Origin of the sequence: Desulfuribacillus stibiiarsenatis (genome assembly GCF_001742305.1) — a bacterium.
Lineage (GTDB): Bacteria > Bacillota > Bacilli > Desulfuribacillales > Desulfuribacillaceae > Desulfuribacillus_A > Desulfuribacillus_A stibiiarsenatis.
Genome location: NZ_MJAT01000005.1, coordinates 45,148 through 62,982 on the forward strand (window position 1 = coordinate 45,148; position 17,835 = coordinate 62,982).

General features: G+C 40.5%; 17 protein-coding genes and 1 other annotated feature. All 17 genes read left to right on the forward strand.

Going from position 1 to position 17,835, the window contains the following annotated elements; all coding sequences use genetic code 11:
• Positions 1-95: 95 nt before the first annotated feature.
• The 17 genes from rpmG (at position 96) to rpsJ (ending at position 17,770) form a co-directional block, all read left to right on the forward strand.
• Entirely contained in the window at positions 96-245 is a 150-nt protein-coding gene (gene rpmG, locus BHU72_RS15375; RefSeq protein ID WP_083248240.1) for a 50S ribosomal protein L33, read from the forward strand.
• Positions 246-280: 35 nt separating this feature from the next.
• Positions 281-490 (forward strand): preprotein translocase subunit SecE, encoded by a 210-nt coding sequence (gene secE, locus BHU72_RS03710; protein ID WP_069701289.1) that lies wholly within the window; start codon positions 281-283, stop codon positions 488-490.
• 35 nt (positions 491-525) lie between these two features.
• Positions 526-1,059: a transcription termination/antitermination protein NusG gene (gene nusG, locus BHU72_RS03715; protein WP_069701290.1), complete on the forward strand. Its 534-nt coding sequence runs from the start codon at positions 526-528 to the stop codon at positions 1,057-1,059.
• A gap of 91 nt (positions 1,060-1,150) precedes the next feature.
• A complete protein-coding gene (gene rplK / locus BHU72_RS03720) occupies positions 1,151-1,576 on the forward strand; it encodes a 50S ribosomal protein L11 (protein ID WP_069701291.1) in 426 nt (141 codons plus the stop codon).
• An 85-nt stretch (positions 1,577-1,661) separates the two neighbouring features.
• The gene (rplA, locus tag BHU72_RS03725) at positions 1,662-2,354 is read left to right on the forward strand and encodes a 50S ribosomal protein L1 (protein ID WP_069701292.1); all 693 of its coding nucleotides are present in this window, start codon (positions 1,662-1,664) and stop codon (positions 2,352-2,354) included.
• A 63-nt stretch (positions 2,355-2,417) separates the two neighbouring features.
• Positions 2,418-2,567 (forward strand) — a sequence feature (ribosomal protein L10 leader region).
• A gap of 51 nt (positions 2,568-2,618) precedes the next feature.
• Complete coding sequence (rplJ, locus tag BHU72_RS03730) at positions 2,619-3,119, forward strand: 50S ribosomal protein L10 (protein WP_069701293.1); 501 nt, start codon at positions 2,619-2,621, stop codon at positions 3,117-3,119.
• Between the two features lie 43 nt (positions 3,120-3,162).
• On the forward strand, positions 3,163-3,525 hold the full coding sequence (gene rplL / locus BHU72_RS03735) for a 50S ribosomal protein L7/L12 (RefSeq protein WP_069701294.1): 363 nt from the start codon (positions 3,163-3,165) through the stop codon (positions 3,523-3,525).
• A gap of 120 nt (positions 3,526-3,645) precedes the next feature.
• Positions 3,646-4,242: a class I SAM-dependent methyltransferase gene (locus BHU72_RS03740; RefSeq protein ID WP_069701295.1), complete on the forward strand. Its 597-nt coding sequence runs from the start codon at positions 3,646-3,648 to the stop codon at positions 4,240-4,242.
• A gap of 141 nt (positions 4,243-4,383) precedes the next feature.
• Positions 4,384-7,920 carry a DNA-directed RNA polymerase subunit beta gene (gene rpoB, locus BHU72_RS03745; protein ID WP_069701296.1) on the forward strand — a complete coding sequence of 1,179 codons (3,537 nt, stop codon included), beginning with the start codon at positions 4,384-4,386 and terminating at the stop codon, positions 7,918-7,920.
• Between the two features lie 22 nt (positions 7,921-7,942).
• On the forward strand, positions 7,943-11,554 hold the full coding sequence (gene rpoC, locus BHU72_RS03750) for a DNA-directed RNA polymerase subunit beta' (protein ID WP_069701297.1): 3,612 nt from the start codon (positions 7,943-7,945) through the stop codon (positions 11,552-11,554).
• Between the two features lie 121 nt (positions 11,555-11,675).
• Positions 11,676-11,927 carry a 50S ribosomal protein L7ae-like protein gene (locus BHU72_RS03755; protein ID WP_069701298.1) on the forward strand — a complete coding sequence of 84 codons (252 nt, stop codon included), beginning with the start codon at positions 11,676-11,678 and terminating at the stop codon, positions 11,925-11,927.
• 119 nt (positions 11,928-12,046) lie between these two features.
• On the forward strand, positions 12,047-12,466 hold the full coding sequence (rpsL, locus tag BHU72_RS03760) for a 30S ribosomal protein S12 (protein WP_069701299.1): 420 nt from the start codon (positions 12,047-12,049) through the stop codon (positions 12,464-12,466).
• Between the two features lie 56 nt (positions 12,467-12,522).
• A complete protein-coding gene (rpsG, locus tag BHU72_RS03765) occupies positions 12,523-12,993 on the forward strand; it encodes a 30S ribosomal protein S7 (protein ID WP_069701300.1) in 471 nt (156 codons plus the stop codon).
• Positions 12,994-13,028: 35 nt separating this feature from the next.
• A complete protein-coding gene (gene fusA / locus BHU72_RS03770) occupies positions 13,029-15,101 on the forward strand; it encodes an elongation factor G (RefSeq protein WP_069701301.1) in 2,073 nt (690 codons plus the stop codon).
• Between the two features lie 89 nt (positions 15,102-15,190).
• Positions 15,191-16,381 carry an elongation factor Tu gene (gene tuf, locus BHU72_RS03775; protein WP_069701302.1) on the forward strand — a complete coding sequence of 397 codons (1,191 nt, stop codon included), beginning with the start codon at positions 15,191-15,193 and terminating at the stop codon, positions 16,379-16,381.
• Between the two features lie 173 nt (positions 16,382-16,554).
• On the forward strand, positions 16,555-16,737 hold the full coding sequence (locus BHU72_RS03780) for a hypothetical protein (protein ID WP_069701303.1): 183 nt from the start codon (positions 16,555-16,557) through the stop codon (positions 16,735-16,737).
• A 724-nt stretch (positions 16,738-17,461) separates the two neighbouring features.
• Positions 17,462-17,770: a 30S ribosomal protein S10 gene (gene rpsJ, locus BHU72_RS03785; RefSeq protein WP_069701304.1), complete on the forward strand. Its 309-nt coding sequence runs from the start codon at positions 17,462-17,464 to the stop codon at positions 17,768-17,770.
• Positions 17,771-17,835: the final 65 nt, after the last annotated feature.

Below are 17,835 nucleotides of genomic sequence, written 5' to 3' on the forward strand. Positions count from 1 at the left end.
TGACATTGGATTCTGTTTGTGATAAATTACTTTAGGTAACCGTGAGAAAATAGGATTCTTGCGACATAGATATTTTGACTCTAGGAGGTGTTCCCGTGCGCGTAATCGTTACTTTGGCTTGCACAGAATGCAAAAGACGTAACTACTCATCTAAGAAAAACAAGAAAAACAACCCAGATCGTATCGAATTCAAGAAGTACTGCCCTTACTGTAATTCACACACATCACACAAAGAAACTCGTTAATACCTGGTAGTCGCACGCGGAAAGAAGGTGTTGAAATGTCATTTGTTGAAAAAATCAGAGGTGGTTTAACAAGCACCAAAGAGTTTATTGTCGAAGGATGGCATGAACTGAAAAAGGTTCGTTGGCCAAACCGCAAGGAACTTAAGGGTTATACGGCTGTAGTACTGAGTGTAGTTGTCGGTATTACTTTGTATTTCTATGTGTTTGATTTGGCGTTGAAATACGTGTTGAACTTATTCTTTTAAAGTTGAGTTGGTTGGGAGGGTAATATTCCAAAATCATGGAAAAACACTGGTATGTAGTTCATACCTATTCAGGGTATGAAAATAAAGTTAAGGCGAATCTGGAAAAGCGCGTGGAATCTATGAATATGTTAGATAAGATTTTTCGCGTGCTAGTACCGATGGAAGAAACATCTGAAACTAAAAACGGAAAAAAGAAAATCGTCATGAAAAAAGTGTTTCCAGGGTATGTACTTGTGGAAATGGTTATGACTGACGATTCTTGGTATGTCGTTAGAAACACACCGGGCGTGACTGGTTTTGTTGGTTCTTCAGGTTCAGGTTCTAAGCCTAGCCCGCTCCAACCTGACGAAGTTAAAAGACTCCTCAAGAAAATGGGCGTAGAGGTAACTAGGGTAAACATTGACTTTAGTGTAAAGGAAAATGTTCGAGTTACAGAAGGTCCGTTTAATGATTTTGTTGGAATCGTCGAGGAAATTAATCACGAAAAAGGGAAGCTAAAAGTTTTAGTTTCTATGTTTGGTAGAGAGACCCCAGTTGAGCTTGATTTTACTCAAGTGGAAAAAATATAGGTTTCTAGTGTAAGGCTATGGTTTGCATAGGCTTTTCAAGTGGGAGGGAATCATCCCGTATACCACATATTGGACAAGGAGGTGTATTGATATGGCTAAAAAAGTCATTAAGGTGATAAAGCTTCAAATTCCTGCTGGTAAAGCAAATCCAGCGCCACCAGTTGGTCCTGCATTAGGTCAAGCGGGTGTTAACATCATGGGATTCTGTAAAGAATTCAATGCTCGTACAGCGGAACAAGTGGGTTTAATTATCCCAGTTGAAATCACAGTTTACGAGGATCGTTCATTTATCTTCATCACGAAGACTCCACCAGCAGCAGTTCTATTAAAGAAGGCAGCAGGTATCGAGTCTGGTTCAGGAGAGCCTAACAAGAAGAAGGTTGCTACTGTAAATAGAGATAAAGTTCGTCAAATCGCTGAAGAAAAAATGGAAGACTTAAATGCAGCAAGTGTTGAAGCTGCTATGCGCATGATTGAAGGTACTGCTCGCAGTATGGGTATCGTGATAGAAGGTTAGTCAACAGATATGGGTTGGTGCTTAGCGCCAGCCCTCGTTAGTGGGAGGTATCAACCGCTAATACCACAAAGGAGGATATTTTATTATGGCGAAACATGGTAAGAAGTATTTAGAAGCTTCGAAGCTTGTAGATAAAGAAACTGCTTATGATCCAGAACAAGCAGTAGAATTAGCGAAAAAGACGACTGTAGCAAAATTCGATGCTACTGTTGAAGTTGCTGTTCGTTTAGGAGTAGATCCTAAGAAGGCAGACCAACAACTTCGTGGTGCTTTAGTATTGCCACATGGCACAGGCAGAACACAACGCGTGTTAGTATTTGCTAAAGGCGAAAAGGCAAAAGAAGCAGAAGCTGCTGGTGCAGATTTTGTTGGTGATGACGACATGATCGCTAAGATTTCTGGCGGATGGTTTGATTTTGATGTAGTAGTAGCAACACCTGACATGATGGCTAACGTGGGTAAGCTTGGTCGTGTACTTGGACCTAAGGGCTTAATGCCAAACCCTAAAACGGGAACTGTTACATTTGATGTTGATCGTGCAGTGAAAGAAATTAAAGCAGGTAAAATTGAATACCGTGTAGACAAGGCTGGAAACATCCATGCGCCTATCGGTAAAGTATCTTTTGACGATGTTAAGTTAATTGAAAACTTAACGGCAGTGATTGATACATTAAAGCGTGTTAAGCCTGCAGCTGCAAAAGGGCAATATGTTAGAAATATTACTCTATCAACAACAATGGGTCCTGGTGTTCGCGTAAACTTACAAAAGTTCCTATAGGATTCAACGGTTTGTTTGAAGTTGTTGACTTTAGATAAACGTTATGATATAGTATCATCTGTTCGACAAAAAATGAATACTCCGTAGACAGTAGGTTGCTTAGGCATAAAATATCCTACCGAGGTAAAGCTTGAATGCATAGTAATCAATTGATTTGATTCCTTATGATATTTATTGCCCTCGCGTGTCTGCGAGGGCTTTGTTTATTCTCAGAATAGAAAAGAAGCTATATTTCATTGATATTTGAAACCAGGAGGTGTGTTCATGGGCGTTCGTGAGGAAAAAGCACAAGTTGTTGAGCTATTAGTTGAGAAAATTCAAAATAGCAAAAGCACAATTGTAGCTGACTACCGTGGATTGAATGTTAAGCAAGTAACAGAGCTTCGTAAGAAACTTCGTGAAAGTGGAATCGAGTTTAAAGTAGTGAAAAATACTCTAACTCGTCGTGCTACTGAAAAGACGAATTTTACTGCTCTTGATGAAGTTTTAGTAGGACCTACTGCAATTGCATTTGGTGAAGAAGATGCAGTTACTGCAGCAAAGGTACTAGTTGACTTTGCTAAGAAAAACGACAAGCTTGAAATTAAAGGTGGAATCGTTGAAGGTCAAGTAGTAAGTGTGGATGAAATTAAAGCACTTGCAAGCCTGCCTTCACGCGAAGGACTTATCTCTATGTTCTTAAGCGTTCTTCAAGCACCTGTGCGTAACTTCGCATTGGCAGTTAAAGCAGTTGCTGAAAAGAATGGAGATACGCAACAAGCGTAATCACGAAAAAATTTTAATTTAACTATAACGGGAGGTTTTTTACGTGTCAAAAGAGCAAATCATTGAAGCGATTAAAGGTATGAATGTATTAGAATTAAACGAGCTTGTTAAAGCTATCGAAGAAGAGTTTGGTGTAACTGCTGCAGCTCCTGTAGCTATGGTTGGTGGCGCTGTTGCTGAAGCTGCTGAAGAGCAATCAGAATTTGATGTAATTCTTACAAATGCTGGAGCTTCTAAAATCAATGTAATTAAAGTTGTTCGTGAGTTAACTGGCTTAGGCTTAAAAGAAGCTAAAGCTGTTGTTGACGGTGCTCCTGCACCTCTTAAAGAGAAAATCGGTAAAGAGGAAGCAGAAGCAATCAAAGCTAAGCTTGAAGAAGCTGGCGCTGTTGTTGACATTAAGTAGTCATATGATAATAAAACCCTTGTCTATGGGCAGGGGTTTTTATTATCGAAATTTCAGTAATTGGTATAATTTGATGGATTATGCCGAAGCTAGAAGTAGACTGTGTCAGGAGTGAAGCGCGTGGATTATTATTATAGTAAGAACCCGCAAGTTAGCTCGAATGAATCTACTATTAAAGCGCATTTGCGAGGGAACGAATGGACTTTTGTTTCGGACGCAGGAGTCTTTTCTAAAAAAGGCATTGATTTTGGCTCTCGGCTATTAGTAGAAACAATTCAAATCACGAATGGTGAATCGCTATTAGATTTAGGGTGTGGTTATGGAGTTGTAGGAATTGTGTTAGCTTATGAGACGCCAGCAGGCAGAATTCTAATGACCGATATCAATGAGCGTGCGATTTCGCTTGCTCGCAAAAATTGTATAATCAACCTTGTTAGAAATGCCAATCAATTAGTGAGCGATGGCTTTGAACAAGTCCCGCGTACACCATTTCATCATATCGCACTGAACCCGCCAATACGGGCAGGGAAAGCTAAAATCTATAGTATGTTTGAAGACTCAGTACAATTTCTTGACGAAAAAGGCTCTTTTTGGATTGTCATGCACAAGAAGCATGGCGCAATGTCTGCGGTGAAAAAGTTAGAAAGTATGTATAAAACCGTAGAAATTGTCAATAAAGAGAGCGGATATCAAATAATAAAGGCAACGAACGGTTGACAAAAATAGATGCGCATTGACACGAAAAAATGCTTGTGATATTATGATTTAATGTATAATAATCAGTTTTTTTGTGAAAAATGGTTTTTATCCATTTTTTATTTTTGTTTGCACGAAAACGGGCATGAGGGGTGAAAGTCATTGGCGGGCAAGTTGGTTACATACGGAAAACGTCAACGCAGGAGCTATTCGAGTATTAGAGAGGTTTTGGAACTGCCAAATCTTATTGAGATTCAGCAAGCCTCCTATCGATGGTTTCTAGAGAATGGACTTAGGGAAATGTTTGAAGATATATCCCCAATTCAAGATTTTACTGGGAATCTAGTCCTTGAGTTTATTGATTATCAATTAGGTGATCCAAAGTATTTAGTAGATGAATCAAAAGAAAGAGACGCAACTTACGCTGCTCCTCTTAGGGTTAAGGTTAGACTTATCAACAAGGAGACAGGGGAAGTAAAAGAGCAAGAAGTATTTATGGGAGATTTCCCATTGATGACAGAAACGGGTACCTTTGTAATTAACGGAGCAGAACGCGTTATTGTCAGTCAGCTTGTTAGATCCCCAAGTGTGTATTTTAGTTTAAAAAACGATAAAACTGGTAAAGAGACCTACACGGCTACTGTGATTCCAAATCGTGGCGCTTGGCTTGAACTTGAGATTGATGCGAAGGATATTATCTATGTGCGCATTGATCGTACGAGAAAGCTACCTGTTACGGTTCTTTTGCGTGCCCTTGGTTTTGGTAGCGATGTAGAGATATTGGATCTTTTCGGTGAAAACCAGTTTATAAAGAATACATTAGAAAAAGACAACACAGATAATACGGAGAAGGCATTACTTGAGATCTATGAAAGGCTTCGCCCTGGTGAGCCACCTACGGTAGATAATGCAAAGAGTTTGCTATACTCTAGATTTCTAGATCCAAAACGCTACGATTTAGCGAGTGTTGGTCGATATAAAATCAATAAAAAGCTGCATATTAAAAATCGTATCTTCAATCAAAAGCTAGCAGAAACCATTGTGGACAAAAACACTGGTGAAATTATAGCGGAAGCTGGAGATTTAATCGATAGAAGACTATTAAATAAGTTAATAGCTTTAATCGAAGAGGGCATTCTTGACACTTCTGTCATGCCGCATAACGGAGTTCTAGAAGATGAGCCTGTGAACCTGCACTCCCTTAAGATATATTCACCACTCGAAGATGGCGAAGTCATTCGTGTCATTAGCAATGGTGCCATTGATAAAAAAGTTAAAAACATTACAGGGTCCGATATCGTAGCATCATTAAACTACTTTATCAATCTATTGCAAGGGGTAGGTGATGTTGATGATATCGACCACCTTGGTAATAGAAGACTTCGTACAGTCGGCGAGCTTTTACAGAATCAATTCCGTATCGGTTTATCGCGTATGGAACGTGTAGTACGTGAACGCATGTCAATCCAAGACATTAATGCAATTACGCCACAAGCGTTAATTAACATTCGTCCAGTAATTGCTTCTATTAAAGAGTTTTTTGGAAGTAGCCAGTTGTCCCAGTTCATGGACCAGACAAACCCGCTAGCAGAATTAACGCATAAGCGCCGTTTATCTGCGTTAGGGCCTGGTGGTTTGACAAGAGAAAGAGCCGGCTTCGAAGTTCGTGACGTCCATCACTCTCACTACGGCAGAATGTGCCCGATTGAGACACCAGAAGGACCGAACATTGGACTGATTAACTCCTTATCCACATATGCAAGAATCAACGAATATGGTTTTATCGAAACTCCATATCGAAAAGTAGATCAAGATTCCAATCAAGTAACAGAGAAAATTGATTATTTAACAGCTGACGAAGAAGATAATTTCGTAGTAGCACAGGCGAATGCTGAGCTTAACGAAGATGGAAGCTTTACAAATGATCAAGTGGTATGCCGCTATCGTGATGAGATACAGCCAGTGAATCGTGACAAGATTGACTATATGGACGTATCGCCAAAGCAAGTTGTTTCTGTAGCTACGGCGCTTATTCCTTTCTTAGAAAATGATGACGCCAACCGTGCTCTAATGGGATCAAACATGCAACGTCAGGCAGTACCTCTGTTAGTAACAGACGCACCTCTCGTAGGCACAGGGATGGAGCACAAAGCTGCGAAAGATTCAGGAGTTGTAACGACGATTCGTCACGATGGAGTGATTGAATTAGTTACAGCGAATGAGATACGTGTAAGAAGAATAGCAGAAGTTGATGGCAAGCAAGTCAAAGGTGACGTCGACGTTTATAAATTACAAAAATTTGTTCGTTCTAACCAAGGGACATGTATCAACCAGCGACCAATTTGCAAGCTGGGAGACCATGTGAGAAAAGGTGATATCGTAGCAGATGGACCAGCTACTGATATGGGAGAACTAGCATTAGGAAGAAATGTATTAGTAGCATTTATGACTTGGGAAGGTTATAACTACGAGGATGCGATTCTATTATCTGAAAAGCTAGTAAAAGAAGATGTATATACTTCTGTTCATATTGAAGAGTATGAATCGGAAGCTAGAGATACAAAGCTAGGCCCTGAAGAAATAACACGCGACATACCGAACGTCGGTGAAGATGCTTTGAAGAATCTTGATGAGCAAGGTATTATCCGTATCGGTGCCGAGATCAAGCCAGGAGACATTTTAGTTGGTAAAGTTACGCCAAAGGGTGTTACGGAATTAACAGCCGAAGAGCGACTTTTACATGCAATTTTCGGTGAAAAGGCAAGAGAGGTAAGAGATACTTCATTGCGCGTTCCTCATGGTGAAGAAGGTATTGTAGTCGACGTTAAGATTTTCACTCGTGAAAATGGCGATGAGCTTCCACCTGGTGTGAATCAACTGGTCCGTGTATACATTGCGCAGAAACGTAAAATCTCTGTAGGGGATAAGATGGCAGGACGCCACGGTAACAAGGGTGTTATTGCACGTATTATGGCAGAAGAAGATATGCCGTTCTTACCGGATGGAACTCCAGTGCAAGTAGTTCTTAACCCGCTTGGTGTACCTTCACGTATGAATATTGGTCAAGTACTAGAAACCCACTTAGGGATGGCGGCTCGTTATTTAGGAATACACATGGCAACCCCGGTATTTGACGGAGCAACAGAAGAAGATGTATTTGATGCATTAGAGGAAGCGAGATTGCCAAGAGATGGCAAGACCGTCCTATATGATGGAAGATCAGGAGAAGAGTTTGAAAGTCATGTAACCGTAGGGGTTATGTACATGTTGAAACTTGCTCACATGGTTGATGACAAGATTCATGCTCGTTCGACTGGACCATACTCTTTAGTAACGCAACAACCCTTGGGTGGTAAAGCACAGTTTGGTGGACAGCGTTTTGGAGAGATGGAGGTATGGGCACTTGAAGCATATGGTGCCGCGTACACGCTTCAAGAAATCCTCACAGTTAAGTCCGATGATGTCATCGGCCGTGTGAAGACTTATGAAGCAATCGTTAAAGGTGAAAACGTACCAGAGCCAGGAGTTCCGGAATCGTTTAAAGTATTGATTAAAGAACTTCAAAGTCTTGGTATGGATGTAAAAATCCTATCGGCGAACGAAGAAGAAATCACTATGCGCGAATCGGATGATGATGATGAGTCACCTGATAAGTTGAACTTAAGCATCGATGATATTATCGAAAATGAAGGAAAATAGATTAACATAGGGGGAATGACCCTTGTTGGATGTCAATAACTTTGAAAGTATGAAAATAGGATTAGCATCACCGAACAAGATTCGTTCATGGTCTTTTGGTGAGGTTAAAAAACCTGAAACGATTAACTACAGAACGTTAAAGCCGGAGAAAGAAGGTCTTTTCTGTGAAAAGATCTTCGGTCCTACCCGCGACTGGGAATGTCATTGCGGTAAGTACAAGCGTGTTCGCTATAAAGGCGTTGTTTGTGATCGCTGTGGCGTTGAAGTGACAAAGGCTAAAGTTCGAAGAGAGCGTATGGGGCACATTGAATTAGCAGCACCTGTATCGCACATTTGGTATTTTAAAGGCATCCCTAGTAGAATGGGTCTTGTCCTTGACATGTCACCGAGGGCTTTGGAAGAGGTAATTTATTTCGCAGCTTATGTGGTAACGGATGCAGGGGAGACAACTCTAGATAAGAAGCAACTACTATCTGAGAAAGAATACCGCAGCTATAAAGATAAGTATGGTGATAGCTTCAAAGCATCAATGGGTGCGGAAGCAATTAAGAAGTTACTTCAAGACATTAACATCGAAAAAGAGAGTGCTCAGCTAAAAGAAGAGCTAAAAACGGCACAAGGTCAACGCAAGAACAAAGTTACAAAACGATTAGAAGTGCTGGAATCTTTTAAAGCATCTGGCAATCTACCAGATTGGATGATTCTTGACGTACTTCCAGTCATCCCACCGGAGCTACGCCCAATGGTACAGTTAGATGGTGGACGTTTTGCAACTTCTGACCTGAACGATTTATATCGCCGCGTGATTAACCGTAATAACCGTTTGAAGCGTTTATTAGATTTAGGCGCACCAGAAATCATTGTACAAAATGAAAAACGCATGCTTCAAGAAGCGGTCGATGCATTAATTGACAACGGAAGAAGAGGTCGTCCTGTAACAGGTCCTGGTAACAGACCACTAAAATCTTTAAGCCATATGCTTAAAGGAAAGCAAGGGCGTTTCCGTCAGAACCTATTAGGTAAGCGTGTTGACTATTCTGGTCGTTCCGTTATCGTAGTAGGCCCGAACTTAAAGATGTATCAGTGCGGATTACCGAAGAAGATGGCGCTTGAGCTATTTAAACCTTTTGTTATGAAAGAGTTAGTAGCCAAGAAGATTGCCCATAATATCAAGAGTGCAAAACGTAAGGTTGAGCGTGTACATCCAGAAGTGTGGGATGTTTTAGAAGATGTAATTCGCGAGCATCCAGTACTGTTGAACCGTGCCCCTACATTGCATAGATTAGGAATTCAGGCATTCGAACCTGTACTTGTAGAAGGAAAAGCAATTCGTTTGCATCCTCTGGTATGTACAGCATATAACGCGGACTTTGACGGTGACCAAATGGCCGTCCACGTGCCATTATCATCTGAAGCTCAAGCAGAAGCTCGACTTTTGATGCTTGCATCAAATAACATTCTAAATCCTAAGGATGGGAAACCAGTTGTAACACCTACCCAGGACATGGTATTAGGTTGCTATTACCTAACGATCACGAAAAAGGGTGACAAGGGCGAAGGAAGCATATTCTCGAACCCTAATGAAGCAATTTTGGCGTACCAAGTAGGGAAGACTTCGCTACATGCATTAGTAGCAATACCGGCGAAAACTTTAGGAAAAACTAGTTTCAATGAAAAACAACAAAACGCATTTCTTGTGACTACTGTTGGTAAGATTATTTTTGATGAGATATTCCCTCCAGAATACCCGTTTATTATGGAGCCAACGGCGAGTAACATGACCGATCGTATTGATGATCGTTTCTTTATCTTTGAAAAGGGAACGAACATTAAAGAGTTCATTGAAAAACTAGACGAAGTACCAGCATTGACGAAGGGAAATCTAGGGAAAATTATCGGTGAATGTTTTGATCGATACAAAACAACTAGAACTGCCCAAATCCTTGATAAACTTAAGGCTCTTGCGTTCCAATATGCTACAAAAGCAGGGATCACGATTGCCGTTTCTGATATCATTGTTCCAGATGAGAAGCATACAATTCTAGCAGCAGCAGAAGAAAAAGTAGAAACAGTAGTTAAGCAATTTAAACGTGGTCTAATTACAGACAACGAAAGATACGACCGTATTATCTCCATTTGGAGTGCAGCTAAGGATGAGCTTACAAAGGCACTTATGTCAACCCTTGACCGCAACAACTCCATTTATATGATGGCTAACTCTGGTGCCCGTGGTAACGTATCGCAGATCACTCAGTTAGCAGGTATGCGTGGACTTATGGCAAATCCTTCAGGACGTATCATTGAATTACCAATCAAATCAAACTTCCGTGAAGGATTAACAGTACTTGAGTACTTTATCTCGACACACGGTGCGCGTAAAGGTTTGGCCGATACAGCCTTAAGAACAGCTGACTCAGGATACTTAACACGTCGTCTTGTTGACGTAGCACAGGATGTAATTGTTCGTGAGAACGACTGTGGTACAGAACGCTACCTCGAAGTTGAAGAAATGCGTGATGGAAGTGAAATTATTCAAGATTTACATGATCGTATGGTAGGTCGTGTAACCTTTGGAGAAGTCGTTCATCCAGAAACAAATGAAGTGATTGTAGCAGATGCTGAGATGATTGATGATGCGAAAGCAAGTCGAATTCTAGCGGCTGGAATCAAGAAAGTCAAAATTCGTTCCATCATTACTTGCAAAACAAGTCATGGTGTATGCATAAAATGCTACGGAAGAAACCTTGCAACAGGTCACAATGTAGAAATCGGTGAAGCGGTAGGAATTATTGCTGCTCAATCGATTGGGGAACCAGGTACACAGTTAACAATGCGTACGTTCCATACAGGTGGAGTAGCAGGGGACGACATCACACAAGGTTTACCGAGAATTCAGGAGCTATTTGAAGCGCGTAACCCGAAAGGGCAAGCAGTAGTATCGGAAATCGAAGGTAAGGTCGTTGAAATTCGCGATATTAAAGGCAAGCGTGAAGTTGAAATCCAGAATGACCGCGAGAATAAGGTATACCAAATTCCGTATAACTCTCGTATAAAAGTATATAAAGATATGGAAGTTATCCCTGGTCAGGAATTGACGGAAGGATCTATTGATCCAAAAGAACTTTTAGCTGTACGAGGTATTCGCGGAGTTCAGAATTACCTGATTCGTGAAGTACAACGAGTATATCGTTTACAGGGTGTTGATATTGCCGATAAGCACATTGAAGTTATGGTTCGCCAAATGCTAAGAAAAGTTAAAGTTCTAGAAGCTGGAGATACATCATTGCTACCTGGAACATATATCGATATTAGCGATTTTGAAGAAGCTAACAAAGTTGCGTTCCGTGCAGGAAAAGATCCTGCGGTCGCAAGACCAGTGCTATTTGGTATTACCAAAGCATCGTTGGAAACAGATTCCTTCTTATCAGCAGCGTCCTTCCAGGAAACGACTAGAGTTCTTACGGATGCAGCAATCAAAGGTAAGATTGACCGCTTAATCGGACTAAAAGAAAATGTTATCATCGGTAAATTGATTCCTGCCGGAACTGGCATGGCGAGATACCGGAATACAAACATAGAGGTAAGCACACCAGAGGAACCAATAGAGAACGGTGCAACCGTTGTAGCTGAGTAATATTATCACGGGATGTATACAATAATAGCAACATTAAAAAATAATATTGACTTTAGTATTTCTAAGTGCTAATATACTCTAGTGTGTGAATATGGATGAATAGGTTAGGGGGATTCGTTCATTGCCATACCTTAAATTAAAAGATGCTAATCATATAACCATTGGCTCGAAGCAAACACTGAAAGCCATTGAAACAGGAGTGGCACTGGAAGTTCTGATCGCTAAAGATGCAGATCTGAAGGTGACAGTAAAAATTGCAGAAAAATGCAAGGAAAAGAATGTGCCTGTTATATATGTCGATTCTATGAAGAAGCTTGGAAAAGCCTGCGGAATTGAAGTAGGAGCTGCAACAGTAGCAATTACAAAAGCATAACGGATTACAAATGCGTTTTTGATGCGGCGCAGGAAACTTTGCCGCATCAAAGACTTTTCATTTGGAGAAAAATGAATCGCCTGGAACTGTGGGCTTATTTTGAAAGGAGGTGGACGAAAGTGCCAACAATTAACCAATTAGTACGTAAAGGACGTCAAGATAAAATTGAGAAGTCTACTGCTCCTGCTCTTCAAAAGGGATACAATAGCTTCAAAAAGACTCAAACGAACCAAAGCTCACCTCAAAAGCGTGGGGTTTGCACTCGTGTTGGAACAATGACACCTAAGAAGCCTAACTCAGCGCTTCGTAAGTACGCTCGTGTACGTTTAACTAACGGTATTGAGGTTACAGCTTATATTCCTGGAATCGGACACAATCTACAAGAACACTCAGTAGTTCTTGTTCGTGGTGGTCGTGTGAAAGACTTACCAGGGGTGCGTTACCATATTGTACGTGGTGCGCTAGATACTTCTGGCGTTCAGAACAGACTACAAGCTCGTTCTAAGTACGGAGCAAAAAGACCTAAGAAAAAATCATAATATTGCCTAAAATAGGCAAGCGGAATCATTGAATTTCCCGTAAAGGAGGTAACAGAATGCCAAGAAAAGGACCAGTAACTCGTAGAGATGTATTGCCTGATCCAGTTTACAATAGCAAGCTTGTTACACGTTTGATTAACAAGTTGATGATTGATGGAAAGCGTGGAGTATCTCAACGTTTACTATATAACGCATTTGAAATCATTCGTGAGAAAACAGGGCAAAACCCTACTGAAGTTTTCGATCAAGCGCTTAAGAACATTATGCCAGTTCTTGAAGTTAAAGCTCGCCGTGTAGGTGGAGCGAACTACCAAGTTCCAGTAGAAGTTAAGCCTGAAAGAAGAATCACTTTAGGACTTCGTTGGTTAGTAAACTACTCTCGTCTTCGCAATGAGAAGACAATGGAAGAGCGTTTAGCGAATGAAATTTCAGACGCAGCTAACAATGCAGGTGCTAGTGTGAAGAAACGTGAAGAAACACATAAGATGGCAGAAGCAAATAAAGCATTTGCTCACTATCGTTGGTAGGATAAATAGGTTTTACAATTTAAGGAGGATATTCAGTGGCCAGACAATTCTCGCTTGAAAGAACTCGTAACATCGGAATTATGGCTCACATCGACGCTGGTAAGACGACAACAACTGAGAGAATTCTGTTCTACACAGGTCGTCTTCACAAAATCGGTGAAGTTCATGATGGTGCCGCTACAATGGACTGGATGGAACAAGAGCAAGAGCGTGGTATCACAATAACTTCTGCTGCAACTACTGCACAATGGAAAGAGCATCGCATCAATATCATTGACACACCTGGACACGTAGACTTCACAGTTGAAGTTGAACGTTCATTGCGTGTTCTTGATGGAGCTGTAGGTGTATTCTGTGCTAAGGGTGGGGTTGAACCTCAGTCTGAAACAGTTTGGAGACAAGCAGATAAGTACCACGTTCCTCGTATTGGCTATGTTAACAAGATGGATATCATGGGTGCTGACTTCTATAGAGCAGTATCAATGATGCGCGATCGTTTAAAAGCTAATGCAGTTCCTGTTCAATTACCAATTGGAGCCGAGGATACATTCCAAGGAATCATAGATTTGATTGAAATGAAAGCTTACATCTATCTTGATGACTTAGGCACTCAAAGTGAAGCTCGTGAAATCCCTGCCGATCTTAAGGATAAAGCAGATGAATATCGTGGGATTCTTTTAGATGCTGTCGCAGAGTTAGATGAAGAGCTTATGATGAAATACCTTGAAGGTGAAGAGCTTACGAATGAAGAAATTAAAGTAGCCCTTCGCAAAGGAACATGTAATGTTCAAATCACTCCTGTTTTCTGCGGATCTTCTTATAAGAATAAAGGTGTACAATTCTTACTTGATGGTGTTATTGCTTACATGCCTGCACCAACAGATGTACCAGACATTAAAGGTACATTAGAAGATGAAGTAGAAGCAGTTCGCAAATCTAGTGACTCTGAACCTTTCGCAGCATTAGCATTTAAGATTATGACTGACCCATTCGTTGGTAGATTAACATTCTTCCGCGTTTACTCAGGAACTATCGAAAGCGGTTCTTACGTATTGAACTCTACTAAGAACAAGCGCGAGCGTTTAGGTCGTATTCTGCAAATGCACGCAAACCACCGTGAAGAAATCAAAACGGTTTACTCTGGTGACATTGCTGCAGCAGTAGGATTGAAAGATACAACAACTGGTGACACACTATGTGACGAAAAGAACCCAATTGTTCTTGAGTCAATGGTATTCCCTGATCCAGTAATCGACGTAGCAATCGAGCCAAAATCAAAAGCTGACCACGATAAGATGTCAATCGCTCTTAACAAGCTGGCAGAAGAAGATCCAACGTTCAGAACGCATACGGACGAAGAAACAGGTCAAACAATTATCTCTGGTATGGGTGAGCTTCACCTTGAGATTATCGTTGACCGTATGATGAGAGAATTCAAAGTACAAGCTGATGTAGGTAAGCCACAGGTAGCTTACAGAGAAACTTTCCGCTCTAGCGCGAAGGTTGAAGGTAAGTTCGTTCGACAATCAGGTGGACGTGGACAATTCGGTCACGTTTGGGTTGAGTTCGAGCCACAAGAGCAAGGTAAGGGATATGAGTTTATTAACAAGGTAGTGGGTGGAGCAATTCCTAAGGAATACATCCCTGCAGTTGATGCTGGTATCAAAGAATCTCTACAAAACGGTGTACTAGCGGGTTACCCACTAGTAGACGTAAAAGCAACACTCGTAGATGGATCTTACCATGATGTTGACTCATCAGAAATGGCATTCAAAATTGCTGGTTCGATGGCGTTAAAAGCAGCGAAGGTTAAGTGCGACCCTGTTCTTTTAGAGCCAATCATGAAGGTTGAAGTAACGGTTCCTGAGGACTACATGGGAGATATCATGGGTGACGTAAACTCACGTCGTGGCCGTGTAGATGGAATGGAGACTCGTTCAGGTGCATCTGTTGTAAGAGCATTTGTACCACTTTCTGAAATGTTCGGTTACTCTACAACTTTACGTTCAAAAACACAAGGTCGTGGAGTATACTCTATGGAATTCGCTCATTATGAGCAAGTACCTAAGAACATTGCTGAAGAGATCATTAAGAAGACACAAGGCTAATAATAAGCATAATCTTAAATTATGCTACATGATTTAAGAAAACATAGAAAATCAAATTATTCAAAAATATTAAGGAGTGAATGTTTACAATGGCAAAAGCTAAATTTGAAAGAAATAAGCCACATTGCAACGTTGGTACAATCGGACACGTTGACCATGGTAAAACTACTTTAACAGCTGCTATTACAACAGTATTAGCAACTCGCGGTTTCGCAAAAGCTATGGACTACGGTTCAATCGACGCTGCTCCAGAAGAGCGCGAGCGCGGTATCACAATTTCTACTGCACACGTTGAGTATGAAACTGAAAATCGTCACTATGCACACGTTGACTGCCCAGGCCATGCTGACTATGTTAAAAACATGATCACTGGAGCTGCTCAAATGGACGGAGCGATCTTAGTAGTATCTGCTGCTGATGGTCCAATGCCACAAACTCGTGAGCACATCCTTCTTTCTCGCCAAGTAGGCGTACCTCACATCGTTGTATTCTTAAACAAGTGCGACATGGTTGATGATGAAGAACTACTTGAGTTAGTAGAAATGGAAGTACGTGACCTATTATCTGAGTATGAATTCCCTGGAGACGATATTCCAATCGTTAAGGGTTCTGCTTTAAAAGCATTAGAAGATCCAACTGGTGAGTGGGCTGCTAAAATCGACGAGCTAATGGCTGCTGTTGATAGCTACATTCCACAACCAGAGCGTCAAAAAGACAAGCCTTTCTTAATGCCTGTTGAGGACGTGTTCTCAATCACTGGTCGTGGTACAGTTGCTACTGGTCGTGTTGAGCGTGGACAGCTTAAGACAACTGACGAAGTTGCAGTTGTAGGACTTAAGGAAGAAACTAAGAAGTATGTTTGCACAGGAATCGAAATGTTCCGTAAGATTCTTGATTATGCAGAAGCTGGTGACAACATCGGTGCATTACTTCGTGGTGTTGACCGTAAAGATATCGAGCGTGGTCAAGTATTATGTAAGCCAGGTTCAATCACTCCACACACTCAATTCGTTGGAGAAATCTACGTATTAAGTAAAGAAGAAGGTGGACGTCATACTCCATTCTTCGCTAACTACCGTCCTCAGTTCTACTTCCGTACAACTGATGTAACTGGTATCATCACATTACCAGAAGGTTCTGAAATGGTAATGCCTGGTGACAACGTAAACCTAACAGTAGACCTAATTGCACCAATCGCTATCGAAGAAGGAACTCGTTTCGCGATTCGTGAAGGTGGACGTACAGTTGGAGCAGGCGTTGTAACTAAAATCCTTAAGTAATAATTCAATAACTAAGAGTGCCTAAAGCATTCTAGAAACTACTGAGATGATTCTCGGTAGTTTTTTTATTGTAGGTAGTTTTTGTTGACTGAAGGGATTCCCTTAACACGCACGTCTAAAGATATATGCACAGTTAAAACAAAGGATTTTAATAGGAAAGAGTAGGCGTAATCATGAAGACGTGGAAAGTTGGAAGAATTACTTTAGGTTTGTTTTTAACAGGTATTACTAGCCTTATTATCTTTACTGTACAATCAGTTGGAGTATTACCTATGATTAAAGATGCTATAACAAGAACTCGTCATTCAATTGAAATTAATAAAACAATCGAAATAACTGAAAGAGCACAGGATTAGAATTGCAAATACTAAATAGCAATATTACTATCCAACAATAAATCTTCAACAATAATCTTCAATTAATAAATCTTCAATAAAAAAACTAATATATAATAACAATAAGTATAAGAAATATATAGAAATAGGATCGGTTCTAAATCCGATCCTATTTCTATATATGTAATTGAGATCTAATCTTTAATCATAGCATCTAAATCAACTCACAATCATCGACTCAGACGTGGGAGTTTACCGTCTTCCCAAAGACTGTATTCAACACCCTTCTTTACAATGAGCAACTTCGCGTAACATCCAGTGCTTAGTGAACATTCGATCAGCTCCTTTCTAAAAATAAGGCTTACTTCATTATATAAAATATTAGGAAAAACATGCATGGTTTTATGTGTAATCAAGAGATTTATCTCAGCGGCATTTCTAATACTCCCGCTTTTATAAGTGTGAGGTAAGTGCCGCCAAGCTTCGAAATAAGTGCAACTAAAGTTCAGGTGGAGTAAAAAATCCATCTGAACTAAGTTTTCATTATAGCCTGTATAAAATACTTAAAAAATATTTAAGAAAAAACTTGCGTAAAACTATGCATTAGTATATAATTTGATATTGTTGACTGCTATGAAGTGGAAGGTTGCCGACACACCAGGCAGGTTTGCCATGGCTGGGTGTCAGGGGAAATTTTCACGGAGAAGTCTATTTTCTAAAATGGGCGATGAAGGGGGTAATTATTATGGCAAAGCAAAAAATTCGTATTCGTTTAAAGGCTTATGATCATCAAGTTCTTGATCAATCAGCAGAGAAGATTGTAAGAACAGCTAAGGAATCAGGTGCAACGGTATCGGGGCCAATTCCATTACCGACAGAAAAGGCTATCTACACAATCCTTAGAGCGGTTCATAAGTACAAAGATTCTCGTGAGCAGTTCGAAATGAGAACTCACAAGCGTTTGATTGATATCATCAATCCAACACCACAAACAGTGGATTCGTTAATGAGACTTGACTTACCGTCAGGCGTTGACATTGAAATTAAGCTGTAAGGACTTGCATAACTAGTAATCCTAGCAAGCAAGAACAATAACTTTAGAAACTACTATACTTAAGA

Bases quoted from the DNA above. Each gene is read 5' to 3' on its own strand.
- secE (WP_069701289.1), top strand. From the start codon at position 281: ATGTCATTTGTTGAAAAAATCAGAGGTGGTTTAACAAGCACCAAAGAG.
- nusG (WP_069701290.1), top strand. From the start codon at position 526: ATGGAAAAACACTGGTATGTAGTTCATACCTATTCAGGGTATGAAAAT.
- rplK (WP_069701291.1), top strand. From the start codon at position 1,151: ATGGCTAAAAAAGTCATTAAGGTGATAAAGCTTCAAATTCCTGCTGGT.
- rplA (WP_069701292.1), top strand. From the start codon at position 1,662: ATGGCGAAACATGGTAAGAAGTATTTAGAAGCTTCGAAGCTTGTAGAT.
- rplJ (WP_069701293.1), top strand. From the start codon at position 2,619: ATGGGCGTTCGTGAGGAAAAAGCACAAGTTGTTGAGCTATTAGTTGAG.
- rpsG (WP_069701300.1), top strand. From the start codon at position 12,523: ATGCCAAGAAAAGGACCAGTAACTCGTAGAGATGTATTGCCTGATCCA.
- tuf (WP_069701302.1), top strand. From the start codon at position 15,191: ATGGCAAAAGCTAAATTTGAAAGAAATAAGCCACATTGCAACGTTGGT.
- BHU72_RS03780 (WP_069701303.1), top strand. From the start codon at position 16,555: ATGAAGACGTGGAAAGTTGGAAGAATTACTTTAGGTTTGTTTTTAACA.
- rpsJ (WP_069701304.1), top strand. From the start codon at position 17,462: ATGGCAAAGCAAAAAATTCGTATTCGTTTAAAGGCTTATGATCATCAA.